Origin of the sequence: Chromobacterium alticapitis (assembly GCF_002924365.1) — a bacterium.
GTDB lineage: Bacteria > Pseudomonadota > Gammaproteobacteria > Burkholderiales > Chromobacteriaceae > Chromobacterium > Chromobacterium alticapitis.
Genome location: NZ_PQWB01000073.1, coordinates 1 through 26,672, shown reverse-complemented (window position 1 = coordinate 26,672; position 26,672 = coordinate 1). Strand labels below are relative to the sequence as shown.

The 26,672-nt window shown below is 64.4% G+C and carries 24 protein-coding genes; 14 read left to right on the top strand and 10 right to left on the bottom strand.

The annotated features are described in order from the left end of the window. From C2I19_RS15420 to recC, 4 genes are all read right to left on the bottom strand, one after another. On the bottom strand, positions 1-333 hold a 333-nt coding region (locus C2I19_RS15420), incomplete at its 3' end, for a hypothetical protein (RefSeq protein ID WP_199181207.1). After that, a complete protein-coding gene (gene pap / locus C2I19_RS15415; protein WP_103903567.1) occupies positions 326-1,810 on the bottom strand; it encodes a polyphosphate:AMP phosphotransferase in 1,485 nt (494 codons plus the stop codon). The genes C2I19_RS15420 and pap, both read right to left, overlap by 8 nt. 65 nt (positions 1,811-1,875) lie before the next feature. After that, the gene (gene recB / locus C2I19_RS15410; RefSeq protein ID WP_103903566.1) at positions 1,876-5,436 is read right to left on the bottom strand and encodes an exodeoxyribonuclease V subunit beta; all 3,561 of its coding nucleotides are present in this window, start codon (positions 5,434-5,436) and stop codon (positions 1,876-1,878) included. After that, a complete protein-coding gene (gene recC / locus C2I19_RS15405; RefSeq protein WP_103903565.1) occupies positions 5,433-8,630 on the bottom strand; it encodes an exodeoxyribonuclease V subunit gamma in 3,198 nt (1,065 codons plus the stop codon). Before recC ends, recB begins: the two co-directional genes overlap by 4 nt. Before the next feature lie 232 nt (positions 8,631-8,862). Between recC and C2I19_RS15400 the strand changes: the two genes are divergently transcribed. From C2I19_RS15400 to C2I19_RS15355, 10 genes are all read left to right on the top strand, one after another. After that, entirely contained in the window at positions 8,863-9,246 is a 384-nt protein-coding gene (locus tag C2I19_RS15400) for a SirB2 family protein (protein WP_103903596.1), read from the top strand. Positions 9,247-9,382: 136 nt separating this feature from the next. Beyond that, complete coding sequence (locus tag C2I19_RS15395) at positions 9,383-9,820, top strand: type IV pilin protein (protein ID WP_103903564.1); 438 nt, start codon at positions 9,383-9,385, stop codon at positions 9,818-9,820. Beyond that, positions 9,817-10,329 (top strand): GspH/FimT family pseudopilin, encoded by a 513-nt coding sequence (locus tag C2I19_RS15390; protein WP_103903563.1) that lies wholly within the window; start codon positions 9,817-9,819, stop codon positions 10,327-10,329. Before C2I19_RS15395 ends, C2I19_RS15390 begins: the two co-directional genes overlap by 4 nt. Further along, complete coding sequence (locus C2I19_RS15385; RefSeq protein WP_146056833.1) at positions 10,326-10,931, top strand: hypothetical protein; 606 nt, start codon at positions 10,326-10,328, stop codon at positions 10,929-10,931. Before C2I19_RS15390 ends, C2I19_RS15385 begins: the two co-directional genes overlap by 4 nt. Further along, on the top strand, positions 10,928-12,760 hold the full coding sequence (locus tag C2I19_RS15380) for a hypothetical protein (protein WP_158253731.1): 1,833 nt from the start codon (positions 10,928-10,930) through the stop codon (positions 12,758-12,760). The genes C2I19_RS15385 and C2I19_RS15380 overlap by 4 nt, the downstream gene beginning before the upstream one ends. Then, positions 12,757-13,146, top strand: coding sequence for a prepilin-type N-terminal cleavage/methylation domain-containing protein (locus C2I19_RS15375; RefSeq protein WP_103903560.1), 390 nt, complete (start codon positions 12,757-12,759; stop codon positions 13,144-13,146). The genes C2I19_RS15380 and C2I19_RS15375 overlap by 4 nt, the downstream gene beginning before the upstream one ends. 79 nt (positions 13,147-13,225) lie before the next feature. Then, positions 13,226-14,242 carry a ubiquinone anaerobic biosynthesis protein UbiU gene (gene ubiU / locus C2I19_RS15370; RefSeq protein ID WP_103903559.1) on the top strand — a complete coding sequence of 339 codons (1,017 nt, stop codon included), beginning with the start codon at positions 13,226-13,228 and terminating at the stop codon, positions 14,240-14,242. A 17-nt stretch (positions 14,243-14,259) separates the two neighbouring features. Next, entirely contained in the window at positions 14,260-15,192 is a 933-nt protein-coding gene (locus C2I19_RS15365; RefSeq protein WP_103903558.1) for a U32 family peptidase, read from the top strand. Next, positions 15,179-15,610 carry a ubiquinone anaerobic biosynthesis accessory factor UbiT gene (gene ubiT, locus C2I19_RS15360; RefSeq protein WP_103903557.1) on the top strand — a complete coding sequence of 144 codons (432 nt, stop codon included), beginning with the start codon at positions 15,179-15,181 and terminating at the stop codon, positions 15,608-15,610. Before C2I19_RS15365 ends, ubiT begins: the two co-directional genes overlap by 14 nt. 62 nt (positions 15,611-15,672) lie before the next feature. Then, positions 15,673-16,431, top strand: coding sequence for a GGDEF domain-containing protein (locus C2I19_RS15355; RefSeq protein WP_103903556.1), 759 nt, complete (start codon positions 15,673-15,675; stop codon positions 16,429-16,431). A gap of 55 nt (positions 16,432-16,486) precedes the next feature. Here C2I19_RS15355 and C2I19_RS15350 read toward each other — a convergent pair whose 3' ends face one another. Continuing rightward, positions 16,487-17,464 carry a LysR family transcriptional regulator gene (locus tag C2I19_RS15350; protein ID WP_103903555.1) on the bottom strand — a complete coding sequence of 326 codons (978 nt, stop codon included), beginning with the start codon at positions 17,462-17,464 and terminating at the stop codon, positions 16,487-16,489. 665 nt (positions 17,465-18,129) lie between these two features. Here C2I19_RS15350 and C2I19_RS15345 point away from each other — a divergent pair. Beyond that, positions 18,130-18,927: a LuxR family transcriptional regulator gene (locus tag C2I19_RS15345; RefSeq protein ID WP_158253730.1), complete on the top strand. Its 798-nt coding sequence runs from the start codon at positions 18,130-18,132 to the stop codon at positions 18,925-18,927. On the opposite strand, the gene C2I19_RS15340 is transcribed toward C2I19_RS15345, so the two are convergent. Beyond that, positions 18,848-19,498: an acyl-homoserine-lactone synthase gene (locus tag C2I19_RS15340; RefSeq protein WP_103903553.1), complete on the bottom strand. Its 651-nt coding sequence runs from the start codon at positions 19,496-19,498 to the stop codon at positions 18,848-18,850. The two genes, C2I19_RS15345 and C2I19_RS15340, sit on opposite strands and share 80 nt — an antisense overlap. Positions 19,499-19,699: 201 nt before the next feature. Between C2I19_RS15340 and C2I19_RS15335 the strand changes: the two genes are divergently transcribed. After that, positions 19,700-21,055: an aldehyde dehydrogenase family protein gene (locus C2I19_RS15335; RefSeq protein ID WP_103903552.1), complete on the top strand. Its 1,356-nt coding sequence runs from the start codon at positions 19,700-19,702 to the stop codon at positions 21,053-21,055. Between the two features lie 81 nt (positions 21,056-21,136). Here the strand turns inward: C2I19_RS15335 and C2I19_RS15330 are convergent, their stop codons facing one another. From C2I19_RS15330 to C2I19_RS15315, 4 genes are all read right to left on the bottom strand, one after another. Further along, complete coding sequence (locus C2I19_RS15330) at positions 21,137-22,582, bottom strand: hypothetical protein (RefSeq protein WP_103903551.1); 1,446 nt, start codon at positions 22,580-22,582, stop codon at positions 21,137-21,139. Between the two features lie 75 nt (positions 22,583-22,657). After that, positions 22,658-23,416 carry a GNAT family N-acetyltransferase gene (locus tag C2I19_RS15325; protein ID WP_233201215.1) on the bottom strand — a complete coding sequence of 253 codons (759 nt, stop codon included), beginning with the start codon at positions 23,414-23,416 and terminating at the stop codon, positions 22,658-22,660. Then, positions 23,400-24,149: a GNAT family N-acetyltransferase gene (locus C2I19_RS15320; RefSeq protein WP_103903549.1), complete on the bottom strand. Its 750-nt coding sequence runs from the start codon at positions 24,147-24,149 to the stop codon at positions 23,400-23,402. Before C2I19_RS15320 ends, C2I19_RS15325 begins: the two co-directional genes overlap by 17 nt. Continuing rightward, a complete protein-coding gene (locus tag C2I19_RS15315; protein ID WP_103903548.1) occupies positions 24,139-24,531 on the bottom strand; it encodes a rhodanese-like domain-containing protein in 393 nt (130 codons plus the stop codon). Before C2I19_RS15315 ends, C2I19_RS15320 begins: the two co-directional genes overlap by 11 nt. Before the next feature lie 91 nt (positions 24,532-24,622). Between C2I19_RS15315 and pdxR the strand changes: the two genes are divergently transcribed. Both pdxR and C2I19_RS15305 read left to right on the top strand, forming a co-directional pair. Then, positions 24,623-26,065 (top strand): MocR-like pyridoxine biosynthesis transcription factor PdxR, encoded by a 1,443-nt coding sequence (pdxR, locus tag C2I19_RS15310; RefSeq protein ID WP_103903547.1) that lies wholly within the window; start codon positions 24,623-24,625, stop codon positions 26,063-26,065. Further along, entirely contained in the window at positions 26,062-26,559 is a 498-nt protein-coding gene (locus C2I19_RS15305) for a 2-thiouracil desulfurase family protein (RefSeq protein WP_103903546.1), read from the top strand. Before pdxR ends, C2I19_RS15305 begins: the two co-directional genes overlap by 4 nt. Positions 26,560-26,672: the final 113 nt, after the last annotated feature.

Sequence of the window (26,672 nt, the reverse complement as noted above, 5' to 3'; positions counted from 1 at the left end):
CTGGAACTCCACTTCGCCTATGGCCTGGGTATAGAAGCCGGCCACTGGCGACAGGGCGCGCCACGCCGGGTTGACGCCCACTTCGACATCGAGCCGGCCCAGCTGAAACAGCTGCTCCAGGCGCTGGGTCGGATAATAATCCAGCTGGAAACGCAAGCCCGCCTGCTTGGCGATCAAGGCCAGCGCTTCGCGATAAGACTGCAGCAGGCCGCCCTCGCCGGCCTGACGCAGCGGCTCGCTGCTGTCGTTGGCCACGCCGGCTCGCAGCGCCGGCTGCGCCAGCGCCGGCAGGCAAGATAGACAGAGCAGGACAATCAGGAACAACCTATTCACTCAACCTCGCCTCCAATGCGTCGCAGATGGTGGTCAGAATCTTGATCCGCGCGAAGTACTTGTTATTGGCCTCCACCAGCGTCCACGGCACCTTGCTGGTGCTGGTGCGGTCCACCATATCGCTGACGGCCTGGCGGTACAGATCCCACTTGTCGCGGTTGCGCCAGTCTTCGTCTGTGATCTTGAAGCGCTTGAAACCGGTGTCCTCGCGCCCCTTGAAGCGCTCCAGCTGCTCTTCCTTGCTGATGGCCAGCCAGAACTTCAGCACGATGGCGCCGTTCTCGGTCAGCTGATGCTCGAAGTCGTTGATCTCGTAGTAGGCGCGCATCCAGTCGGCCTCAGACGCGAAGCCCTCCACCCGCTCCACCAGTACCCGGCCATACCAGCTGCGGTCGAAGATGGTGATGCCGCCCTTGCCCGGCACATTGCGCCAGAAGCGCCACAGCCAGGGCTGGGCCTTTTCTTCCTGCGTCGGCGCGGCCACCGGCACCACGCGGTAGCGCCGCGCGTCCAGCGCCTGGGTAATGCGGCGTATGCTGCCGCCCTTGCCCGCCGCGTCGTTGCCTTCGAAAGCCAACACCAGCGAATGGCGGGCGAAGCGCGGATCCCGCGTCAGCTTGTTCAGCCTGCCCTGCAGCTGGTCCAGCTTTTTCTGATAGCCGTCCTTGTCCAGCTTCTGGTCCAGCTGCAAAGTGTCCAGCACCAGCTTGTTGTCTATCGGCGCCAGCAGCGGCGGCGCTTCAACCCGGTCCGTGGTCAGCACCGCCTGGCCGATGCGGTTGCGTATCGCCTCCAAAATGGTGTTGGCCACCGTCAGGCCGCGGTAGTTGGCGTCCTCTCCGTCTATGATGATCCACGGCGCGTGCGCGGTATTGGTCAGCCTGAGCATGTGCTCGCCGTACTTGCGTATCTTGTCGTAACGCTCGTAGTGCTCCCAATCGGTCTTGGTGACGCGCCAGCTGGTGGCCGGATCCTGCTCCAGTTGCTTCAGCCGCTGTTTCTGCTTGTCGCGGCTCAGGTGGAACCAGAACTTCAACACCACCGCGCCGTCCAGCGTCAGCATGCGCTCGAAGCGCAGGATGTCGAAGATCTGCCGATCGAAGGCGTCGCGGTCGCTGCGGCTGAATACCCGCTCGAACAGGGCATCCGAATAATACGAGCCGAAGAACATGCCGATGCGGCCATTGGCCGGCAGCTCGCGCCAGTAACGCCACATCCAAGGCCGCGCGCGCGCCTCGTCATTGGGGCTGGCGAAGGCGACAGTGTCGATCAATCGCGGGTCCAGCCACTCATTGATCAGATTCATCGTCTCGCCGCGGCCGGCGCCGTCGAAGCCGTGAATCAGGATCAAGACCGGAAAGTTGGCTTGTTCCTTCAGATCGTACTGCGCGTCCAGCAGGGCCTCGCGCAGCGCGGGCATCATCTTGCGAAACGTATCCTTGTCTATGCTGTGGCCGATTTCGGCTGATTCAAACATGCGGTCCCGTCCTTATCCACTTGCTTAGCTTAGTTGCAACGCCCGGTAGTCAGCATTGAGTAGAACTACCGATCTCCCTTTAACAGCCCATCCAGCGCGTCCAGCAGCGCAAGCGACGGCGCATCGGCCCACACCCCGCAGCCAAGCTCGCCCATGCCGCGCAGGAACAGGTAGCGCACGCCGCCGAAGCGGCCGTCCCAATCCGCCCCGCGCGCGGCGAAGTAACGCCGCAGCGCCACTAGATAGATCAGGTATTGCAGATAATAATGCTCGCGCGCCACCGCCTGGACCAGCCCCTCGTTGCGATAATCGGCATAGTCGTCGCCCAGATGATTGGACTTGTAGTCAATCAGGTAGTAGCGGCCATCCGCCTCGCAAACCAGATCGACAAAACCCTTCAGGAAGCCCTGCACGGCGGAGAAGTCCAGCGCGGCGGCGGCCTGGCGGAAGGGCCCGGCCAGGCCGTGTTCTGGCTTTTGCAGCTCGGCGATCAGCGCGGCCACATCCAGTTTCTTCACCGGCAGCGTGAATTCCAACTCGATCAGCCGCTTGTGGTCGGCGACGTCGCGCAACCGCGCGCCAGGCGCGATTTCCGCATTCAGCGTGCCCAGTATCAGATCGCAGCCGGCGTCCAGCCACTCCGCGCCGAAGCCGTGCCGCGTCAACGCAAGCTGCGCCGCCTCGCGTATCGACGCCTCGTCCGCCCCAAAGCTGATGTTTTCGAAAATCTCGTGCAGGCACACCCCTGCCTTGGCGCCGCGCGGGAAGCGGAAACGGTCGAATGCCGGCTCCGCCGCCGGCGCGGCTTCCGCTGGCCGGGAAGCGCGGTCATAGTCCGGCGCCTCGGCCAGATGGCTGCCGGCGTCGTGGGTCAACGAGGTGAAGCTGGCGATGCGCCATGGCGTGAACAGTTTGCGCGCGAACGGCCGCGCGGCATAGCTGCGCGCCTGGCCGCCCCGCTCAAGCAGGCTGTGCCGCCCTTCGTCCGCCAGCCAGCGCGCCGCCGCGCCGCGGCTGTCCAGGAAGCCGCGCAATTGCGCCTCCAGCAGCGGGCCGTCCAGTTCCAGCCGCTCCAGCGCCGCCAGGTCGCGCGCGTCCGGCGCATGCAGCAGCCAGGACAACGCGGCGGTTTCCACGTCCTTGACCCATCCCCAGGCGATGTACTGGCGGTACTGGGCGCGCGTCAGCGCCACGTACAGCAGGCGCAGCTTTTCGGCCAGCAATTCGCTGCGCGCGGCCTGCCTCACCTCATCGTCGGCCGCAGCCTCCGGCGCGAGCCAGGGCTCGTCGCCGTCGTGATAGCTCCAGAAACCGGCGCCGCGCCGCTCCAACGCGCCATTCCATAAGAACGGGCAGAACACCACCGGGTATTGCAGACCCTTGGCGGTGTGGACGGTGACGATCTTGACCAGCGCCGCGTCGCTTTCCAGCCTGAGCACGGCGTCCTCGCCGCGCGGCGGATCGGCCACCCGGCCGGCGAACCAGGCCAGCAGCGGCGCCATGCCCTGGCGGCCTTCGCTCTCCTGCTGCAGCAGCTCGGCCAGATGGCCCAGATTGGTCAGCCGCCGCTCGCCGTCCGGCAGCGGCAGCAAGCGCTCCGCCACGCGCTCGCGCGCCAGGTAATGCCGCCAGGCCGCCATGAAGCCGCGTTCGCGCCAATGCTGGTGGTCCTCGCCGTTCTTCAGCAGCTGGCTCTCCCAACGCGTTTCGTCCTCCAGCGCCGCCTTGATCCGGGCGGCGTCCAAGCCGGCCAGTTCCGTGGCCAGCGCGCGGCGCAGCCGCCCTTCGTGCGCGGGCTCGGCCCAGGCCGACAGCAACGCGAGCAGCTCCTCAGCCTCGCGGCTGGCAAACACGCTCTCCTGGGTCAGCGCCACGCTGGCCACGCCGCGCTCGCGCAACTCGGTCCGCACCCGGTCGCCCTGCCTATGGGTAGCGACCAGCACCGCGATGTCGCCGCCGGCCAGCGGCCGCCGCGTCTCTCCCCTGGCGATGGCGGCGCGGTCCTCCGCAGCCAGCGTCAACAGGCGGGCGATTTCGTCGGCGCAGGCCGTGGCCGCCGCCTGTTCAGCACTCTCCTTGCTCATCGCCTTGTCGCCGGCCTGCAGCCACTGCGCGTTGAACGGCGCGCGCGCGTCGTTCACCTCCAGCCGGCCGCCTGACGAAGGGCTGGCCGCCACCGGCTGGTAGGCGATGCCGTCGAGCAAAAACGGCAGCTCGCGGCCGAACAGCTCGTTGACGGTGTCCACCAGCGGCGCGTCGGAGCGGCGATTGGTGTCCAGCGTGTATTGGCGCTCGGCGTCGTGGCGCGCGGCCAGATAGGCGAAGATGTCTGCCCCGCGGAAGCTGTAGATCGCCTGCTTGGGATCGCCCACCAGGAAGACCGGCCGGCGCTGCTCGACAAAACAGCTGCGGAAGATGCGGTACTGCGTCGGGTCGGTGTCCTGGAATTCGTCGATCAGCGCCACCTGGAAGCCGCTGGCCACCTGCGCCGCCAGCAGCGGGCCGGTCTCCGGGTGCGCCAGCGCCGCGCCCAGGTCGGTCAGCAGGTCGTCGAAGCTGCGGCTGCGCTCCGCGCCGCGCCGCCGCGCCAGCTCCTGGTTGACCCAGCCGATCAGCTCCAGCTTCAACGCGGCCAGCGAATGGGCCACCTGGTCCATATAGGCGCTCCAGGCGGCCAGCCAGGCTTCCACCTTGGCGAACAGCGGATGCGCCGGCGGCTCGCAGCCTTTCTTCATGCCCTTGGCCAAGGCCTCCGGCAGCAGCTTTTCCATCAGCTTGCGGCTGTCACTGTCCAGCTCCGGCAGCGTGTCAGGCGTCGCCAGCCTGCCGCGCAGCGCGTCGGCGGCGCGCGCCATGGTGTCCGGCCGATAGACATTGGCCTTGAAGCCCGGATGGAACAAGAACAACGCCAAGCCCTGCTCCGCACTCTCCGGCTCGCTCGCCAGCGCCCGCCAGCGCTCGAAGACCACTCGCCGCGCCGTATCCAGCCGCGTCGAATCCGGCGCGCGCAGCTTCAGATACGGCTTGGACAGATAAGGCCGGACCTCCGCCAGCCAGGCTTCCGGCGTGGCTTGCTGCTCCACCAGCACCTGGGCCAGCAGCGGCTCGGCCACGATGCGGCGGCGCCAGAAGTCATCGACGATTTCGGCCAGCCTCGCGGCGTCATCCTCGACCAGCTCGGCCTGGAAGGTCTGGCCGCTCTCGAAGGCGGCGTCGGTCAGCACCCGCTGGCAGAAACCGTGGATGGTGTAGATGGCGGCGGCGTCGAAGCCGGTGACCGCAGCAGTCAGCCGCTGCCTGGCCTGCTCGCGCGCCGGTCCCTCCGGAAAGCGCGCCGCCAACGAACGCAGAAACTCATCGCCCTCGCCCTTGCCGTCCAGCAAGGCCAGCATCTCGGCCAGCCGTTTGCGCAGCCGTTCGCGCAGCTCCGCGGTGGCGGCCTTGGTGTAAGTCACCACCAGAATCTGCTCTATGACCGGCGGCGGCGCGCCGTCTCTCTCCTCCAGCAGCAGCCTGGCAAACAGGGCGGCGATGGTCCAGGTCTTGCCGGTGCCGGCCGAGGCCTCGATCAGATTGATCCCGCTCAGCGGGCAGTTCAGCGCGTCCAGCGCCTGCATCGCGCTCATGCCTCGCCTCCCTGCAGTCTTTCGGCCAGCGGCAATAGCAAGGTCTCCGCCAGTTGGGCGAACAAGGGGTCTTCCAGCGGTTCCTGGTGGCGGAAGGCCAGCGCGATCGCCGGCTCGTCCTTCTGCGCCATGCCGTCGCCCTGGATGAAGCTGGGGTCCCATTTCTGCCAGGCCGCGGCCAAGGCCTTGTCCTGATTGTCCGGGTTCTTGACCAACGCCTCGGCATAAGCCCAACTGGTGCGGCCGAAGAAGGGCAAGGGCTGGGCCTGGCCTTGCTTCCAACGGACCAGCCACGGCGCCAGCAGGCCGGCGGCGTCCATTTCGTCTTCCAATTGCACGCTGCCGGCGTCGTCGTAGCAGGCGCTATGGCAGGCGATGCCGGCCGGCCGCGCCGCGCACAGGATCAAGTGGCTGAGCCACAGCGCAACGCGCTGGGCCGCGTTCAGCTTGCCGACGATGAAATCGAGCCGCCCCTCGGGCCGCAGCCCGTACAACTCGCCCACCAGGGTGAAGCCGGCTATTTCCAGATGCGCCGGCTGCGGCGGCAGGGTTTCCTCGGCCAAGGCCCGCGGCAGACGGCCGGCCAGCCGCACGCTGGCGCGGCCCTCTTCCTGCAGCCAGGCCAGGCCCAGCTCGCCGCAGGGCAGCAAGCCGGCGGCGGCCGCGCGCGCGCGCGCCGGCGCGGACGGCTTGCGGTGCAGCATCGCCTCCACCAGCTGGCGGCGCAGCGCCTGGCTGGCGTCGCGCGTCATCGCGAACGGCTCGCGCGCCGGCATGGCCTCGTCGCCGCGGCTCACGCGTATCGCCAGCCGCTCCGCCAGCCAGGCGCGGGCCGGGTTCTGCCAGAAGCGGATGAAGTCGTGCAGATTGACCACCGTCGCGCCTTCCTCCTCCGGCAAGGCCGCGATGAAGGGCTGGGGCGCCGCCGCCGGCGCGGCCAGCGCGGCGGCGAAGGCCGGTTCGAAGCTGGCCAGCCGCGCGTCCGCGCCGTCGAAGGCCTGCGGCGCGAAGGGCTGCAGCGGATGGCGCAGCGTGAGCCGCGCCGCCATGTCCTCGCCGCACATCGCGGACAACGTGTCCAGCAGCTCCGCCAGCAGCGGCGACGGCGGCAGCGGCTCGCCGCTGCGCGCCGACTGGCCGACGTAGGACAGATACAAGCGGCTGCGGGCGGACAGGATGGCCTCCAGGAACAGGTAGCGGTCGTCGAAACGGCGCGAACGGTCGCCTCGCCGCGGGTGGCGCGCCACCAGGTCGAAGCTGACCGGCCGTTCGTCCCGCGGATACGCGCCGTCGTTCATGCCTATCAGGCATAACGTCCGGAACGGTATCGAGCGCATCGGCACCATGGCGCAGAAAGTCACGCCGCCGGACAGGAAGCCCTGGGCCGACGAAACTGACAGCTTGCGCAGCAGCCAGTCTCGGACCACGGCCAGGTCCACCGGATGGTCGAAACCGGCCAGCGCGGCGTCTTCGGCCAGCTCGGCGAAAGCCTCGCTCAGCAGTTCCAGCGCCGCCTCGTCGTCGCCCTCGGCCTGAAACAGCGCGTCGCAAGCCCAGTGAAAACGCTGCGCCCAATCGGCCGGCGCGGCGGGCAGCGCCCAGTCGCGCGCCAGCGCGTCCAGCGCGTCGTAGAAATTGGCGAAGCGCGCCAGCACCTCGCCCAGCTGGCCCTGGGCATCGGTTTGCGGCAACAGGCCGGCGAACAGACCGGATTCGTCGCCGGCCAACGCCGGCGGCAGCACCGCCCCCAACAACAGCCGGTCCAGGCCCCAGCGCCAGCTGTACATCGGCTCCGCCGGCAGGCCCAGCGCGGCCTTGTGCGCGGCGTCGCGCCCCCAGCGGATGCCGGCGCCGCGCACCCAGTCCTGGATGAAGCCGAGGTCGGCGTCGGCCAGGTCGAAGCGCGCCAGCAGCGCCGGGCAGTCCAGCAAGGCCAACACTTCGTCGGCGGCGAAGCGGGAGTCGGCCAGCTTCAGCACGGCGGCGAAAGTGGACAGCAGCGGCTGTTCGCGCTCGACGCGGCGGTCGGCGATGCTGTACGGGATATTGGGCGCGTCCTCGCGGCGGCCGAACACCGCGTCGATATACGGCGCGTAGGCGTTGATGTCCGGCGTCAGCACCGCCACGTCGGCCGGGCTGAGCTTGGGATCGGCCGTGAACATCGCCAGCAGCCTGTCCTTCAATACCTCCAGCTCGCGCATGGCGCCGTGGCAGGCGTGCAGCTCTACCGAGCCGTCGTCCGAGTCCAGGGGCCGCGCCAGTTGCGCCGGGTCATTCAATTGCAGGATGTCGCGCTGCAGGCGGGCGAGCAGGCTGTCGCCCTTGGGCGCGGCGAACAGGGGCTTGGCATCCAACTCGGCATCCTCGGCGATCAGCTCGAAGAAGTCGCGCCCTTGCTTGCCCAAGGATGCCAGGAGCGGGTGGCCCTGGGTGGCGAACAGGTCGCCGCCCTGCCTGAGCTTCAGCATGCGCCGCGCGTCGACGATATCGCCCCAGTAAGCCTCGCACGGGTTCAGCGTGAACAGGCAGACATCGGTCAGCTCGGCCAACCGCTTGACCAGGGCCAGGTACATGGGCGCCAGGCTGGCGATGCCGAACAGCGTCACCCGCGGCGGCAGATGCTCGGGCCGCAGATCGGCGAAAAACTGGTCCAGCATACGCACGCGGTGGCGGCCCGGGTCGCTTGCGGCCAGCCGCCGCCACAGCGCCGCCTGCCAGGCCTCGTCCTCGCCCAGGCCCAGCAGCTCGCCGGCCTCCCAGGCGCGTATCCAGTCAGGGCGGAACACCAGGTATTGGTCGAAGATGTCGGCGATCTTGCCTGCCAGCTCGAAGGCCGCCGCCTCGCCGCCCTGCAGATAATGGATGACCGGACCGAAGGGCTCGCCCTCCAGTTGCGGCAGGATGGCGAGCAGGCGCCAGGCCAGCACCTCCGGCACAAAGGCGGATTTCCGGGGCAGATCCGGCATCACTTTCTGCATCAGTCGCCAGGCGAAGGCCGCCGGCAGCACGAAGTCCATATTGGCCGCCACACCGGCCTGCCGCGCCAAGTCCAGCGTGATCCAGCGCCCCATGCCGCGGCTCTGCACGATCACGGTCTCGGCGGCGAAGGGGTCGGCCAGCGGCATGGCCTGGGTCATGCCGCGGAACAGCTCGCCCAGTTGCTCGAGGCGGTTGGATTGATAGAGAAACAGCATGGATGGGGATGCGAACGGATGCGGAGATGGGCGGATTGTAGCATCGCGCGCGCTTGCCGCACTCGCGCGGCGGTCCGCCCGCGCTTGACGCCGCTCAAGACCGATCTCCCGCCGCCGGCGTTCAATTCAGCCATGCCAACAACATTTCCCCTTCGCGACTCGCTACAAAACCACGCTCGCCCCGTGTACCATGCCGGCATCGGCGCGCCGCGCCCGCCATGTCAATATCACCATGTATCCATACCTGATCGTCAAGCATGCCCACATGGGCTTCGCCTTCCTGTCCGTCCTGCTGTTCGCCGCGCGCGGCGCGCTGGTGTTGTCTGGCCGCGGCCATCTGATTCAAAACAAGCCGCTGCGCATCCTGCCCCATGTCATCGACACCCTGCTGCTGGGCTGCGCCATCGCGCTGGTGGTCATGGGCGGCTGGCCGATACTGCAAAGCCCCTGGCTGATGGCCAAGATCGCCGGGCTGGTCGCCTATGTGGTTCTGGGCAGCATCGCCCTGCGCGGCCAGACGCCTCGGGCCAGGCTGCTGGCTTTCATCGCCGCGCTGGCGGTAGTCGGCTACATCGCGCTGGTCGCCGTCACCAAGATGGCGCTGCCGCAGCTGTGAGCGGGGCCGCCAGCTTGACTGTCCCGACCGCAACTTCTAGGAAACAGGTAGCAACGGTCGCATTCCGCCCGCTTGCCACCCTGCCAGAGCGCCTGCTCCCGCCCCCCCTGCCATCGATGTTGGAGCCCGCGGCCAGATGACCCACACTCCCAACCCACGCGTCGGCGGCTTCTCGCTGCTGGAGCTGATGATCGCGCTGGCGCTGGTCGCCCTGCTGCTCGGCTTCGCCATTCCCGGCTACCAGCAGTACATGCAGCGCAGCCGCCGCAGCGACGCGCTGGACGCGCTGTACCAACTGCAGCAGGCCCAGGTGCGCTACCGCGGCTTTCATGACGGCTACGCCGCTGCGCTGGCGGACCTGAAAACGCCCTTCGTCAACAACCGCAGCGCCCAAGGCTATTACCAGCTGGAAACCGGCGCGCCCGCGGGGGAGCAAGCCTACAGCTTCTTCGTGCGCGCCAGGGCAATCGCCAAAGGCGCCCAGTCCGGCGACGCCGACTGCCAGACGCTCACCCTGACCCAGCGCCGGCAAACGGTGACGCTGGAGCCCCTTGCCTGCTGGGGCAGGCGATGAAGACTCGTCCGCGCGGCGTCACGCTGATCGAATTGCTGGTGACGATCAGTCTGTTCGCGCTGCTGCTGGCGCTGGCCATCCCGGCCGTCGGCCACTGGATCGCGCGCCAGCAATTGCAAGGCGCGGTAGACGATGTCCGGCAAAGCCTGGAGCTGGCGCGCAAGACCGCCGTCACCCGCCACAAGCTGGTGTGGGTAGAGTTCAGCCAGCAAGACAAAGCGTGGACGATGCGGGTTTCCGAACGCAAGACCGCCGCCGCATGCGATGGCTCGCAGGATTTGCGCTGCATCGGCGCCGGGCAGCACGCCGGCGTGTCTCTTGGCGCCGACGGTCGGAAGCTGCCGCTGCTGCTGGCGTTTTCGCCGCTGCGCGGCATGCCTCAGCAGGATGACGGCGAAGACCTGCGCAAGGAAGTGGATTTGCGGCTGAGCCGCGCCGCCTGCCAGCCAGTCACCCTGCAGTTGCTCTCCACTGGCTTGATTCATAACGGAGCCGTGCGGTGCCCATGAGCATGAAAGCGATGCGCGGCGTCAGCCTGCTGGAACTGCTGGTGGGCATGACCATAGGCTTGCTGCTGCTGCTGGCGATGTCCAGCTTGCTGGTCAACCTGCTGAACGGGCAGGCCCGCGACCGCCGCCAGGTCCAGCTTGGCGCGATGCTGGATGCCTCGCTGTCGCTGATGGCGATGGAATTGCGGCGCGCCGGCTATTGGAACGGCGCCGGAGAGGCCAAAGACAATCCCTTCGGCAAGCTCTATATCGAACCGGGCGGCAGCTGCCTGCGCTACGCCTACGACGCGCCAGCACCGCCGAAGACTGACGGCAAACGCTTCTTCGCCTTTCGCTTGACACGCGACGCCGCCGGCCAGGGACGCATACAAAGACTGAGCGCAGATGCGCCAGCCTGGAGCTGCGACGCTCCCGACACGCAATGGGATGACCTAAGCAAGCCTGAAATCGGCGTCATCGACTCGCTGAACTTCGCGCCGGACGGCACGGGCGCCATCTCGCTGACCGTCAGCGCCCACGCGCCGGGCAGCGCAGCCGACGAAAAACTGGATATCCACACCAGCATCACGCTGCGCAACCAACCGCAGGTGATCGGGCCGTGATGCGCCGAGCGCAGCAGGGGCTGGCCACACTGTTCATGGCGCTGACGCTGCTGGCCATCGCCAGCCTGGTGCTGCTATCCGCCTCGCGCCAGCTGGTGCTGGCCCATGCCAACGCGCAAAACCAGCATCGCTACCACCAGGCGCTGAACTACGCGGAGGAAGGCCTGCTCGAGGGGCAGAACGCGTTGGCCAGCGGCAAAGCCATCGCCAAAGGCAAGACGCTCCTGAGTACCGCTCATTACATCGTGGAGCAGGAAACGCTGCCTCCCGATCGCGTGCTGCTGCGCAGCACCGGCAACTACGACGGCCACGCCGTCACTGTGCAGCGGGTGTTCCTGCTTGGCTCCGGCGAGGACGAAGCCCGCAGCGCGCTCAATCTGGTAGGCGATCTGAACCTCAGCGGTTCGGTCAAACTGATAGGCGACAAGCCGGTGGACATGACGGTGGACGGCAAGGTGACGCTGGGCGGCAGCGTCGAGAACATCGACACCCTGCAAAGCACCGGCGACATCATCGTCAGCGGCAACCAGGCCATCAATATCCTGCACTCCAACGGCAATATCGAACTGTCCAACGGCCGGTATCAGACGGTGAAAACCGTGGGCAATCTCACGCTGACCGGCAGCGCCATGGTGGAACAACTGGCCAGGGTCAACGGCGACGCCCGCTTCCTGAACAGCCCCGGCGGCCAGTACGCCGTCAGGCAGGCGCAGGTGAAAGGCAAGGTCGAGATCAATAGCGGCGGCGCCAGGTTCGGCGCGCTGGAAGCCGAGGGCAAGGTGGATATCCAGCAGTTCGGCGGCATGGAGAGCCTGAAGGCCCTCGGCGAGCTGGTCATCCAGGGCTGGGGCGCGCCCATCAGCGGCGTCGTAGCGCGCAGCGCCAGTTACAACGTCAACAATCCAGACATTCGCGTTGTCGTAGATCCCAAGCTGTCGCTCAAACTGACGCCGGTGCCTCTGCTGCAGGTAAGCCGGCCGCGCATCGACGCCTACGACTTCCGCGGCGAGGCCCACTACCGCTTCGAGCGCGACGAGCAGGACCGCATTCAGGTCACGGTGCGCCAGGTGAACAACATCCCGGACGGCAGCTACCGCCTAGGCATGGCCGCCGACAGCCAGCAGCCCAATCGTCTGTGCCGCGAACTCGACGCCGCCGGACGCTGCCTAGGCGGCCGGCCCAGCTATCTGATCTGCAAGGGCTTCGACCCCGACACCGGCGACTGCTTCGCCGGCAGCGCGCCCGGCAAGTGGAAGCTGGCCGGCACCACCATGGCGCCCGGCGTGCTGTGGTTCGACGGCGATCTGGAAATCGGCAGCGGCAGCTACCACAACAGCTTCCTCGCCACCGGCAATATCGTCACCAGCGGCCGGCACATCAGCTACGCGGTGAACTACGCCGGCAAGATCGGCATCTGCGGCAATCCCGACTTTCCGCAAAACGCCCCGCTCGATTACTGCCGAGACGGCGTCTTCCAGAGCCGCCCGATAGGCAATGCGGTACTGCTGGCCGGAGGCTACCAGAACAACCGTTTTTCCGGCGGCGACATCACGCTGGGCGCCTCCACCCAGGTCTACGGCAACGTCTGGGCCGGCAATATGCTGTTTTCCGGCGGCAGCACCACCATACACGGCTATATCAGCGCGGCCCGGCAAAGCGGCAACGCCAGCCAGCGCCACGACTGGGGCGGCAGCACCACCATAGACCTGAGCAATCTGCCGGACTCATTCAAACCCGGCGCCGACCCCGGCCAAAACGGCGGCGCTGGTAGCGGCAAGCGCCTGCGCGCCCTGCCCTACAGCTGGATGGACAGCGGAGCCGGCTCATGAAACAGCAAACCGGACTCACGCTGCTGGAGATGATGATCAGCCTGATGGTGCTGGCTGTGGGCGTGCTCGGCCTCTTGCGGCTGCAAACCGAACTGTTGCACAGCCAGATCGCGGCCAGCGACTACAACACGGCCACCAACCTGGCCCAGGCCGTGCTGGAACAGCGCCACAGCGGCGCGTTGCATGACTGCGCTTCTTCCGCTTACACCGCTATGAGCGCCGCCGGCGGCGGCCCTGCCCGCTTCCGCTTCCGCTGCCGCAGCCATGAAACAGGCGACATCATGACCGTGGAAATGAGCTGGACGGACAGCCAGGGCGATGCCAACACCCTCAGCCTGAGCGCGCCCATCGCGCTGACTGCGCCGGCCTCGCCGCCGCCCAAGTGAGCGGCGCGCTTGACCCAAAGCAAGGGCGGGCCAGGCCGCATCTGCTACTGTCGCCGAATTTCCCGGATCCGCGACTCCCATGCCAGCCAGACAGCAAATGCCGGAACTGGTGTGTCCGGCGGGCAGCCTGCCCGCGCTCAAAGCCGCCGTAGACAATGGCGCCGACACCGTCTATTTCGGCCTGAAAAACGACACCAACGCCCGCAACTTCGCCGGGCTCAACTTCGACGACCACACTGCCCGGATCGGCATACGCTATGCCCGCGACCGCGGCCGCAAAACCTTGCTGGCGATCAACACCTACGCCCAGGGCGGCGACATCTCTCGCTGGCAGCGCGCGGTGGACCAGGCGGCCGAGCTCGGCGTGGACGCGGTCATTCTGGCCGACCTCGGCCTCTTGGCCTACGCCCGGCGCCGCCATCCCCAGCTGCGACTGCATTTGTCGGTACAGGGCTCCGCCACCAATCACGAGGCGCTGAAACTGGCGCACGAGCTGTTCGGCATCCAGCGCGCGGTCTTGCCGCGCGTGCTGACGCTGGACCAGGTGCGCCAGGTCATCGAGCACAGCCCGGTTGAAATCGAGGTATTCGGCTTCGGCAGCCTATGCGTGATGGTGGAGGGCCGCTGCCTGCTGTCCAGCTACGCCACCGGCGAATCGCCCAACAGCCACGGCGTCTGCTCGCCGGCCAAACATGTGCAATGGCAGCAAGGGGCCACGCATCTGGATGCGCGGCTCTCCGGCATCCTGATAGACCAGTACGCCAACGATCAGCCGGCCGGCTATCCCACGCTGTGCAAAGGCCGCTTCGAAGTGGGCGGCGACACGTATTACGCGCTGGAGGAACCCACCAGCCTGAACGTGATCAGCATGCTGCCGCAATTGCTGGACATAGGCGTGGCCGCGATCAAGGTGGAAGGCCGCCAGCGCAGCCCGGCCTATGTGGCCCAAGTGACCCGCGTGCTGCGCCAGGCCCTGGACGCCGCCGGCCGCGAGCGGCAGCGCTTCACCGTGCAGCCGGACTGGCAGCAGGCCCTGGGCAAGGTGGCCGAAGGCCGCCAGCAAACGCTGGGCGCCTACAACCGCCCCTGGAAATGAGGTTTGCGAGGAAACCCATGAACGCCATCTCCCTGAAGCTATCGCTCGGACCGGTGCTGTTTTTCTGGAGCCGAGAAGACATTCTGCGCTTCTACGCCGAAGCGGCCGACTGGCCGCTGGACACGATCTACCTGGGCGAAGTGGTCTGCGGCCGCCGCCAGCAAATGCGCGGCCAGGACTGGATTTCGCTGGCGGCCGACCTGGCCGCCGCTGGCCGCGAAGTGGTGCTGAGCTGCCAGGCGCTGATCGAGGGCGAATCCGACCTCAAGCGCGTGCGCAAGCTGGTGGACAACGGCGAGCTGGCCATCGAGGCCAATGACTTGGGCGCTGTCCGGATGGCCCGCGAAAAGCGCCTGCCCTTCGTCGCCGGCCCGCATCTGAACGTCTACAACGCCGACACGCTGGCGGTGATGCAAATGCTCGGCGCGTTCCGCTGGCTGCCGCCGGTGGAAATGAGCCGCGACACATTGGCCGGCGTGCTGGCCGAGGCCGAGCGCCAACAACTGGCAGTCGAAACCGAGGTGTTCGCCTGGGGACGGCTGCCGCTGGCGCTGTCCTCTCGCTGCTTCACCGCCCGCCACTACAACCTGAACAAGGATGACTGCCAGTTCCGCTGCCTGGAGCATCCGGACGGCATGCGGCTCGCCACCCGAGACAGCCAGAACTTCCTGACCATCAACGGCATCCAGACCCTATCCGACGGCTGCCAGGCTCTGCTGCCTCATCTGGACGACATGCAGAAAATCGGCGTGCGCCGCGTGCGCATCAGCCCGCAATGGCAGGGCACCGACGCCGTGGTTCACGCCTTCGGCCGCCTGCTGCGCGAGCCGGGCCACAGCCGGCAGCTGCTGCCGGAACTGGCCCGCCAGGCGCCGGGAGAACTGGTGGACGGCTACTGGCGCGGCCAGGCCGGCATCCGCCCGCTGGAGATTCAAGATGCGCATTCCTGATCTGTCCGTTCCGGCCTCGCTCGCCGGCCTGCTGTCCCGGCTGCCGGCCACGCCGCCCAGCCTGCTGCTGGCCAGCTCGCTCAATTTGCTGGCCAAACGCGGCGTGCTGCCCGCAGACCTGTCCCTGCTTGACGGCAAGCGCTTTGAAATCCGCCTGCTGGACGCGGGATTGAGCCTGACAATCGCCGCCTCGGCGCGCGGCTTTTCCGCCGCCGCGCCCGGTCCGTCCGACCTCCTGCTGGCGGCCAGCTGCGCGGACTTCGCGCGCATGCTGCTGCGCGAGGAAGACCCGGACACGCTGTTCTTCCATCGCCGGCTGCGCATAGAGGGCGACACCGAATTGGGCCTGATCGTGAAGAATCTGCTGGACGGCATGGACTGGAGCGAAACGCCGCTATCGCGGCTGATGTCGGCCTGAGCGCTTGCCCCGCCCCCCGCCATGGGCTAGCAAGAAGCTAGACCTGCGATAATTGGGGCAACATGAAATACTGGCCGTATAGCGAGCGGCGGATCTGGGTGGAACTGGCGTGGATCGCCTTGTTCAACCTCGCGAGCTTTCTGCTGTGCCTGCGCTTCGAATTGTTCGATAAGCTGGACGATTGGTTTCACACCCATCCCGACAGCGCGCTCGACGAAATGATGCTGATCGGCTTCACGCTCGCGGTCTCCATGTCGGTGTTCGCCATTCGCCGCCTGCGCGAAGCCCGCGTGCTGCTGAAAGCGCTGCGTCGCCAGGCGGAACGCGACGACGTGACCGGCCTGGCCAACCGCCGGCGCGCCAACTCGGCGCTGCAGAAGGAAACCGAGCGCAGCTTCCGCTCTCGCCGCCCCTTCTCCGTGCTGATGATAGACCTCGATCACTTCAAGCGCATCAACGACACCCATGGCCATCAGGTGGGCGACCGCGTGCTGCAACGCTTCGCCAAGGTGCTGCACCAGCGGGCGCGCCAACTGGACACGGTCGCGCGCTGGGGCGGCGAGGAATTCATCGTCATTTGCCCGGAAACCGGCCAGATCGGCGCGCTGCAGCTCGCCGCCGACATTCGCCGGCTGCTGCAGGAAACCAGCTTCGCGCCAGTCGCGGCCGTCACTGCCAGCATAGGCGCCGCCACGCTGCAGGAGGACGACACTCCTGACAGCCTGGTCCACCGCGCCGACATGCGCCTCTACGCCGCCAAGCAGGGTGGCCGCGACCGGGTGGTCGGCGAGTTCGATGGCGAAAACGAATTGAGCGCATAAAAAAGCCGACGCGTCGCGTCGGCTTTTTTCCCATCGCGCCATTGGACGGCGCGAATCAGGCCATGCTGATGCCTATGCTTTGCTGCAGCGCGTCGCGCTTGGCGCTCAAGTCAACGCCGGGCAGATCCGCCATGATGTCCGGATGATCAGACAGTTTCTCCACCACGAAATCGACGAACACGCGGGTGCGCGGCGCGATATGGTCGCGGTGCGGGAAGCAGATATAGATCGAACGCTCCACCGACACCATGTCGGTCAGCACCGGCTCCAGCTCGCCGCTGCGGATCAGATGCACCACTTCATGGCCCGGCAGCTGCGCCACGCCCATGCCCAGCCTGGCCAGTTCAGCCACGGCTTCCATATCGTTCAGGGTGTAAGTGCCGTTCACCTCGACCGGGATGCGCTCGCCCTTGCGGTCAAACTCCCATTTGAACAAGCGGCCCGAGGTCGGGAACTGGAAGTTGATGCAATCATGGTTGCTCAACTCCTCTGGCGTAGCAGGTCGGCCATGCTTGTCCCAGTAAGCCGGCGAAGCCACTACATACAAGGGCATCTGCGTCAGATTGCGCGCCACCATCCGGCTGTCAGGCATCATGCCCGTGCGCACGCCCACGTCGTAGCCGTCTTCGATCAGATCGCTGAAATGATCGTCCAGCCCGAAGAAAACCCGCACCTTGGGGTAGCGCTCGCAAAACTCGCCCATGATGGGCAGAATGAAACGGCGGCCGAAGGAATTGGGCATGCTGACGCGCAAGTGTCCTGCCGGTTCGTCGCGGCTGGCTTTCAGCTGATTGATGGCCGAATCCAGATTATTGACCGGGCCGCGGCACTGCGCGTAGAAACGGCGGCCGTCCTCCGTCAGCGTCAACTGGCGCGTGGTGCGATTGAACAAGCGCACCTCCAGCTCCTGCTCCAGGCGGGCAATGCTCTGGCTGATGGCGGCCGGCGATACGCCGAGCTTGCGGGCAGCATCCGAAAAACTGCCATTTTCAGCCGTGGTCATGAAGACCATTAGCGCTTTCAAGGTATCCATAGCAAGACGATTCCTGAACTGGCATGTCTGCGCGCCAGGGAAAATACGCCAGCGCGGACACGGCCGTTCACGAGATTAGATGCAGACTCTTAAAAAAGACTACACCAATCCCGCATGATGTTAAAGGTTCTTCTTAAAGTAGCCATCACGTGTCCTACCGCGCCGCTGCAGAACCTCAACTTCCCCAAGGCCCGATCTGGACGACATCTTCCACCAGCTGTCGACCGATCAGCATCTATTTTTTATGCGAAGCAATTATGCGCTTTTAAGCGTTTGCTTGCCAGAATTTATTAGCTTTCACTTACAATTTATGCCATTTGCTTGATTTTTATACGCAATAGCCCCATCTACCACACTGCCAGCGAGCAAGGACCAGCGGGAATCCGTCCTGCTCGCGCCTATACATAACAAGCAATACTTCGTCAATAAATATGTCAATAAATTATCGATAAAGATTTGTTTCTCTTTGTAAAAGTTCGCTTCGCAACAAACAAAACAGTGATTTATCAGTATTTTTCCTAGGATCTGCGGAGACATATATTTGGTATACTTTGCAGACGAAAAAACAACAATGCTCATGTTTTTTGCGATCGGATTCTTACATGCGGCAGTCATGTAGGCTACTATTTACCGCGCGCCCTCACAAAATCAAGGAAGCCCCGTTCATGGCGATCTCGAAGCCCATCAATGCAAGACCCCTCCCTGCCGGCCTCACCACGTCGCAGCAGTGGACGTTGCTGGAATGGATACACATGGCCGGGCACATCGAAACCGAGCTCGAGCTGAAGACTTTCCTGGACAGCGTGCTGACTCAAGCCCCATCTGACCGGATCGTTCTAGCGCTGGGCAGGCTCAACCATCAGAACCAGATCCAACGGTTAGAGCGCGTGTTGAACGTCAGCTACCCAGCCCAATGGCTGGAGCAATATATGAAAGAAAACTACGCTCAACACGACCCCATCATGCGGATTCATGTTGGACAAGGCCCAGTCATCTGGGAAGAGCGTTTCAGCCGAGCCAAAAGTGTCGAGGAAAAACGATTCATCGCAGAAGCGGCTTCAAACGGCATGGGCAATGGCATTACCTTCAGCGCGGCTTCTGAACGCAACAACGTCGGGAGTATATTATCCCTCGCGGGCCGGGAGCCTGGACGCAATGCTGCTCTCGTCGCAATGTTGAACTGCCTGACCCCGCACCTACACCAAGCAGCCGTGCGCATCGCCAATCTGCCGCCCGCCTCGCCCAGCAGCATGCCCTTGTCGCAACGCGAATATGACATATTCCACTGGATGAGCCGCGGCAAGACTAATTGGGAAATCGCGACAATTTTGGACATCAGCGAGCGCACGGTGAAATTCCACGTTGCCAACGTGATTCGCAAACTCAATGCGAATAATCGTACTCACGCCATCGTTCTGGGCATGCATCTGACAATGCAACACTCTCCCGCAGCGAGTGAATAGCATCCATATCCACCGCATGCCAGTCAAAGTATCCCGCCATCGACATGACTCCACCATCAAGCGGGCGCAGCCCTCCCATAGGATGAACGGGCAAGCCTAATGATTGTAAGCGTCGATACATGCCTGGCACCACGACGAAATACATCCATCGAACATCATTCCATTCTGCCCACTGCCACAAACCCAGATACAACAACCGGGATGCGGCAGCCCGTAAGTCAGCTGGCAAGCTTGCGTCCACGGCAAAACGGGAAACCTCCGCACTGCCTCTTCCTTTACGTATGAAATCCCCATCGCACAGCAATTGAGCGAAGTCACTCTCCAGCATATACGGCCTCTCACCCGGAGTGAACCTCATGGAGCCGACTACAGAACCTCGCCAACTGACTGCCAAATTATGCGATAGTGCATCATACTCATCTCTATCCATTCCACTGGGACTCACCGGCACCCACCCCAGAGCCTCCCGAAAAATGCGATGCCGAAATCTCATCAAATACGCCTCCATCTGCGCATCCGACACAAGATCCAGCGACAAGCCATCCAACGTTAAAGAGTAAAAATTACCCATGACAGTCTCCTGTTTTCATAGTCCTTTAGGCAGGGGAACTGTAAAGCTAGAAAACTAGTCTCGAATCTGGCATATCGGACAGATTATTTGATTCGAGAAAGTCGTATTATTAAAGTTTGCAAACCATGCGCAACAACTGAATCGCATCCTACCTCACCTCAGCTTTTTTGCTACAGTGTGCTTTTCCCTACCCACACCATCATGACCGCCTTTACCAGCTGCAATCCATCCACCGGAGAAGTCTGCCACACTCGCTCATCCTGGACCTCGGATGAGCTGCCCCTCACCATAAAGGCCTTACGGTCCTCGCAACACCAGTGGGCCGGGCTATCCGTCGAAGAACGAGCAAACGGCTTATTGCAGTTCGCGACAAAACTGCATAGTCACCGCGACGCGCTGGCCGACTTGGTCACTCTCGAAGTGGGCAAGCGCACCAGCGAATGTTTGGCCGAAATCGACAAGTCGGTGCAGCTGATACGCTATTACGCGGAATTGGCCCCAGAGCTGCTGCAATCTCTGCAGATATCGACCCAAGCCAGCCGCAGCGGCGTCGCCTTCGAACCGCTGGGCCTGGTGCTCGCGGTCATGCCGTGGAACTACCCGGTGTGGCAAGTCTTGCGCTTCGCCATTCCCGCTCTGATGTCCGGCAATGCCTGCCTGGTCAAACCCGCTCCCTCCGTGCCGCAATGCAGTCAGCTATTGCATGAGATCGCGCGCGAGTCCGGCCTGTCCGTGCTGGAAATGGCCTGGATAGACACGGAGCAAGTCGAAGAAGCCATCCGGCAATGCGATGCCGTGGCCTTTACCGGCTCCACCCACACAGGCAGAGCCATCGCCTCGCTGGCCGGCAAGCATCTGAAAAAGACCGTGCTGGAACTGGGCGGCAGCAATCCCTTCATCGTTCTGGCCGATGCCGATGTCGAAACCGCCGCCCGCGACGCCGCCAACTCTCGCTTCCGCGACGCAGGCCAAAGCTGCAATGCCGCCAAACGCATGATAGTCGTGCCGGAAATCGCCGATCGTTTCGTCGAAGCCTTCTGCGCGGAAGCGTCCAAGCTGCGCGCCGGCGACCCGCGCGATCCAGCAACCACGTTGTCGCCGCTGACGCGCGCCGACCTAAGGGAGGCGCTGCACGCTCAAGTGCTGGATGCCTGCCATCACGGCGCGGAATTGAAACTGGGCGGCCAAATGCCGCACACGCCAGGCTTCTTCTACCCCGCCACCGTGCTCGACCGAGTCAATTCGTCCTGCCGCGTCTACCACGAGGAAGTATTCGGCCCGGTGGCCAGCATACTGCGCGCCGCGGACGAGGATGACGCGATACGCCAGGCCAACGATACGCCGTTTGGCCTGGGCGCCAGCATATACAGCGCCGACAACGAGCGCGCCTGGCAATTGGCGCGGCGCATCGAAGCCGGCAGCGTCTTCATCAACCGCCACACCAGTTCCGATCTGCGCCTGCCCTTCGGCGGCATCAAGGCCTCAGGCTATGGCCGCGAGCTATCGGAATTCGGTCTATACGAATTCGTCAACATCAAAACCTATTGGCAGAAATAGCCCTGTGCAGCTTGCGCGCAAAAAAACACCCTCGCCGTTAACGACGAGGGTGTTTTGCAGGCAGTTACGGTCTGCCGCATCTCAATGCAAGCGCGCCACGCTTTGCGACAGCGGTATGCCGGCTTCACGCAGGCAATCAGCCAAGTCTTTCCATGCCGCGTCCCGGTCCGGCGCCACATCGGGCGTCACCAGCCAAGGCGCGTGCGCCTCGGCCTCTTCCAGGCCTTTCACCCGCAACAGAACATCGAAGCCCTGGATTTCCGGCTGATACTCCGCCACCGCCTCCAGCTTGTCCAAGCCGCCCTGGCGGCTGGCCAGCAAGGCCGCCGTCACGCCTAGGCGCTTGCGGTTCCAAGCCCGCATGCCGCTGGACAGCGCCTCCCACCACGGCATGGGCGCGAATAATTCAGCCTCGCCATATTCCATCTCGGCGGCGATCGCTTGCTGCACCAAGGGCATAGCCACATCCAGCGCTCGACGGCCTAGACGGCGCGCCTTGTCCACCGGCAAGGCGCCGCGCTCCACCAGGAAGGGAATCCAGCTCATCACCAGCTGCGGCTCGCTGGTCTTGCTCGCCGCCTCGTATGTCGCGCGCGAGGACTCTGGATCCAGCGGTGCGAAATCGCAACCGGCATCCATCACCGGCGCCAACTGAACCAAGTCCTGGCAGCCGCGTTCATTCAGCATGTCCACCGAGAACAGGGTGGGCGATACCCACAGGATGGACTTCTCCGGCACTTCCAACGCGTCGGCCAGCGCCACCTCCAGCGACTCCAAACGCGGGAAATGCCACCATACGCCGCCCTGGCTGCGTGAAAATGCGAAAGGTAGCGCCCACAGCTCGAACGACACCACCGAACCATCCTTGCGCATCACTTCGGGGAAAGCCACCGCGTCGCGCCCGCAATGGACCAGCGATTGCCGCGCCTCGGGCTCGCTGGCCAATGCCAGCTGCGCCTCGGTAAACACCGCCTGGTCGCCAGCCCTCAAGGCCATCTGCACGGACGCGGCCAGTTGCATCCCGCCCATGGGTTTGCCCACTGCCAGGCGCGCCTGTTCGATCAGACGTCCTACCTCGCGCTGGCGTTCGGCTGGCGGCAGAGGCTTGGTAGGCCCGGCCTGCATCTCGCGCGGCGGCGGACCGGCTGCGTCGCGTTCGATATAAGCCTTCTGCAGCTTCTGATAAGTCCGCATCGCTTCATCGCAAATATCCTGCAACTCGCCGACGTTTGGTTCGATTTCGTCGTAGAAGTTGAAGTCGAACAATCGCAAGCGCAGGTTGCAAACATAAACCGTGATGCTTTCCGCCTCGTCGTACAGCACAGCGCTCGCCAGACCATCGCGCTCGCGGCCGGGAAAGTCGGTATCGTCATTGCCCACCAGCCGGCAGATAAAGGCTGGAGACTCGGTATGCATCAGGTATTCGCACCCCTCCAGTCCCTGATCATCGACGGCGTCGCCGAAAATGAAGCGGCTGGGCAGGAAGGGCTCGCCCCGGATGCGGGCATTGCGCGGCAGAGATTTCATCAGACAACACTATCAACGATTACAAGGACCTATTGTAACGCCGCGGCCATCCCGCATGAAGTCCGGTGAACGATTTCATCCACTTTCGCCGGCGAATTCCGCCAAGCGGCGCCGCTGCGCGCCGTAGCGGTCGAAATTGGCGGGATGCAGCCACGCCTCGAGCGCCCGACCCCGCGCCGGCCACTCGCCATCCAGCAGGGAAAAACATGCCGCGTCGCGATTCCGTCCCTTGCTGACCCGGCGCTTCCGCCATAGACACTCGAAGACAAAGCCCAGCCGGAGCGCCGCGCGTACGGACGCTGCGTTATGCGCGTCGCAGCGCCATTCGCAACGACGAAAACCTAGCTCGAATGCTTGCCGCAGCAGCAAGTACAAGGCTTCCGTCGCCAATCTTCCGCGACGCATCGCCGCAGAGAAATGCAAACCGCCGACTTCCAGACAACCTGCATCGGCCTCGACATTCATATACGCCGCCAAGCCGAGAGCGGCGCCGCTGCCCATATCCACAATCGCGTAGTAGAACGCCGTTCCGCCTATCGCCACGCCTGCCAGCCAAGATAAAAAGTCGCCCTGGTTGGCGAATGGCCCCTGGTTCATATACGTCCAATTCGCGCCATCTTCGTCCGCATGAAGATGCGCAAACAGCGCCTCGCCATGCCGGCCAACATCCAATGCCTCCAAACGGCACCATCGCCCCTCCAAAGCGCGCGGCGGCGGCCATATCGCGCCGCGCCAATCCGCCAACGCATAGCCCACCGACAGGCCCAGCCCATCGCGCGCGCCCGGCTGGATCAACGCGGACCAATCTGCTGCCGGCCTAGCGTTCATGCTCATGACAGGCCGCAAAGTCAGCGAGACTGCGCAACTGCCTCCCCTGATCGTCGAAATTCGCATCCGCCAGCCAACCTTCCAGCGCGCGCCGCCGCGCCGGCCATTCGTGATCGAGAATGGAAAACCAGGCCGTGTCGCGATTGCGTCCCTTATTGGTCCGCGCCTGCCGGAACAAGCCTTCGAAGGTGAAGCCCAGGCGCAGCGCGGCCCGTACCGATGGCTCGTTCTGGGCGTCACATTTCCATTCATAGCGCCGGTAGCCCAACTCAAAAGCATTGCGCATCATCAAATACATCGCCTCCGTTGCCTGCCGGCTGCGCTGCAAACGCGGCGAGAAGTTCAGGAACCCCACTTCGATGCAGCCATCGGCCGGCGCGATGCGCAAATAACTGCACAAGCCAATGGCCGCGCCGTCGGCGACATCGACGATGGCGTAGAACTGCGGATCATCCTGGACTATGCTGCCGCGCATCCATGCCAGCCAATCCTCCAGCTTCGCAAAAGGACCATGGCTCAAATATGTCCAGTTGGCGCCGCCCGGCATTTGGTGCAAGGCATCGAACAACTGCGCGCCATGCGCCTCTATGGCCAGCGGCTCGATGCGGCAGAGCCGGCCATGCAGCGCGCGCCACGGCGGAAAGGCTGCGCCGGACCAGCCTGGCACCGGCAAACCTACCGATTGCCCGGTGGCGATCTGTTCCGCAGGCTGCGCCAGCGCCTCCCACTCAGCACGCATCGCACACCTCCTTGCCGCAGCCCGCATCACGGGTAGTGGCATAGCCATCGCGCTTCCACCAGTCCAGTCCTCCCTGCAGCTCCTTGACCTTGAAGCCAAGCCGAGTCAGCTGCAAGGCCCCCTTGGTCGAACCGTTGCAGCCTATGCCGTCGCAGAACGTCACATAGGTCGCGTCGCGCGAAAGATGCGTAGTGCTTTGTTCTGTCATCATCCGGTGAGGCAGATTGATCGCGCCGGGAATGCTCTCATAGGCATACGCCTCAGCGCTGCGCGCATCCACCAGCACGAATGAACGATCTCCCTCGGCAAAGGCATGCGCCACATCGGCCGCATCCACCTCATAGGCCAGCTTGGCCGCATAAAACGCCTCTTGGCTGATCATCTTCCGTCGCCCTCTCTTCATGGATGCCGACATCCTACGCCGATGAAAGTACTATCATAAGCACCACATTCGAATAAACAATGGAACCACTTTGAACCACGATTGGCTTTGCGAGTTTTTGCGCGCGCAATTGCAAAAGGATGGCGGGGAGAACCTGTCCCGTCAGTTGTACCGACAACTGCGCGAACTGATACGACAAGCCAGGCTAGCAGCCGGCAGCCCCGTACCCGCCAGCCGGCAACTCGCGGCAAACCTGGCCATAGGGCGCAATACCGTGCTGGCCGCTTATGAACAATTAATTGCGGAAGGCTATCTAGAAAGCCGACATGGCTCCGGCACCTATGTTTGCCAAGCCTTCTCCGCAGCCGCGCCGCCTGCGCCCTGTCCACGCGGCACCTTGTCGCTGCGCGGAAGGCAGCTGCAACAGCACAGCCGACTACCCAGCGCCCGGCTAGGCGCCTTCATTCCCGGCCAGCCGGAGCTGGAGCAGTTTCCGCATCAGCAATGGCAGAAATGCTTAGCTCGCGGCCAACGATCCGCGCCGCTGGAATGGATGCACTATCAACGCCAGGGCGGCCTGCCGGCGTTACGCCATGCGCTCGCCGAATACCTATTCCTGACCCGATCCGTGCGCTGCAGTCCCGAGCAGATTCTGGTCACCAGCGGCACTCAGGCAGGCCTGGCGTTGACCGCCAAGCTGCTCGCCGATCCGGGCGATATCGCCTGGTTGGAAGAGCCAGGTTATGCCGGCGCGCAGGCCGCCATGCTGGAAGCGGGATTGGCTTATCGCCCCATCGCGGTCGATGAACAGGGATTACGCACCGACGCCGGGGCCGAGCCGCCCAAACTGATTTACACCACGCCGGCCCATCAATATCCAACCGGCGTCGCCATGAGTCTGGCGCGGCGACTGGAGTTGCTAAAGCTGGCTAGCCGCCACAACAGTTGGATCATCGAGGATGACTATGACGGCGAGTTCAGCCATTCCGCCAGTCCGCTCGCCGCGCTGCAGAGTCTGGACTGCGAGGGCCGCGTCATCTATCTCGGCACATTCAGCAAAGTCATGTTTCCCGCGCTCAAGCTCGGTTATCTGGTTCTGCCAGCCGAATTGACGGAAGCCTTCAGGCAATGCCAGGCCCGCCTGCAAGGCGAAACTGGTTACCTCTACCAAGCGGCGCTAGCCGACTTCATCGCGCGAGGCCATTTTGCCCACCACATCCGCAATATGCGGGAACTCTACGCTCGTCGCCAGGGTTTGCTGCGGCACGCGCTAAGCCAACTGCTCGGCGATACCTTGCCCATTTCCGGCGGCGAAGCCGGCATGCACCTATTAGCCGGACTGCCCTCTGGCTTTGACGAATGGGAACTGCAAGCGACGGCCGCCGAACAAGGGCTTTGGCTAAGACCGCTGGCCCGCCATTTCCTTGGACCTGCGGATCGCAATGGCCTGGTGCTGGGCTACGCAGCCGTGCCGGATGAGCGTATCCTGCCGGCAAGCAGATTATTGGCCCAACTGCTGGAGAAACGGCTATGACGAGCAAACCCCGACTTTTGATCAGCGCCTGCCTGCTGGGCCAGCCCGTCCGCTACGACGGCCAGTCCAAGCCGATGCCGCAAGAAAACTGGACGCTTCTGCGGGAGCGCTTCGAATTGATTCCAGCCTGCCCCGAATGCCTGGGCGGACTGCCCACTCCGAGACCCGCCGCAGAAATCATTGGCGGCAGTGGCGACGACGTGCTGGCTAATCAAGCTAAGGTAAGCGCCGCAAACGGCCTGGATGTCAGCCAGCCCTTTCTGAACGGCGCCAAACAAGCCCTGGAGCTGGCGCAACGGCATGGTTGCGCTCATGCCTTGCTGAAGGCGAACAGCCCGTCTTGCGGCAACCGGCAGATCTACGATGGCAGCTTTGGCAAGCAATTGCGGCCAGGTCGCGGCGTCGCTGCCGCGCTACTGGGGCAACACGGCATTGCCGTCTGGAATGAAGAGGAAATCAGCGCTTTACTGGACTTGCCACCGGTCGCGCCGTAAACGCGCCTTAGAAACAGCAAAGCCCCGGCAGGGTATCCTGGCGGGGCTCGTTGGAGGGCGGCTTGGCGCTTCGCGCGCGCCAATGCACAAAGCCCAGCTCGTTTGAGCTGGGC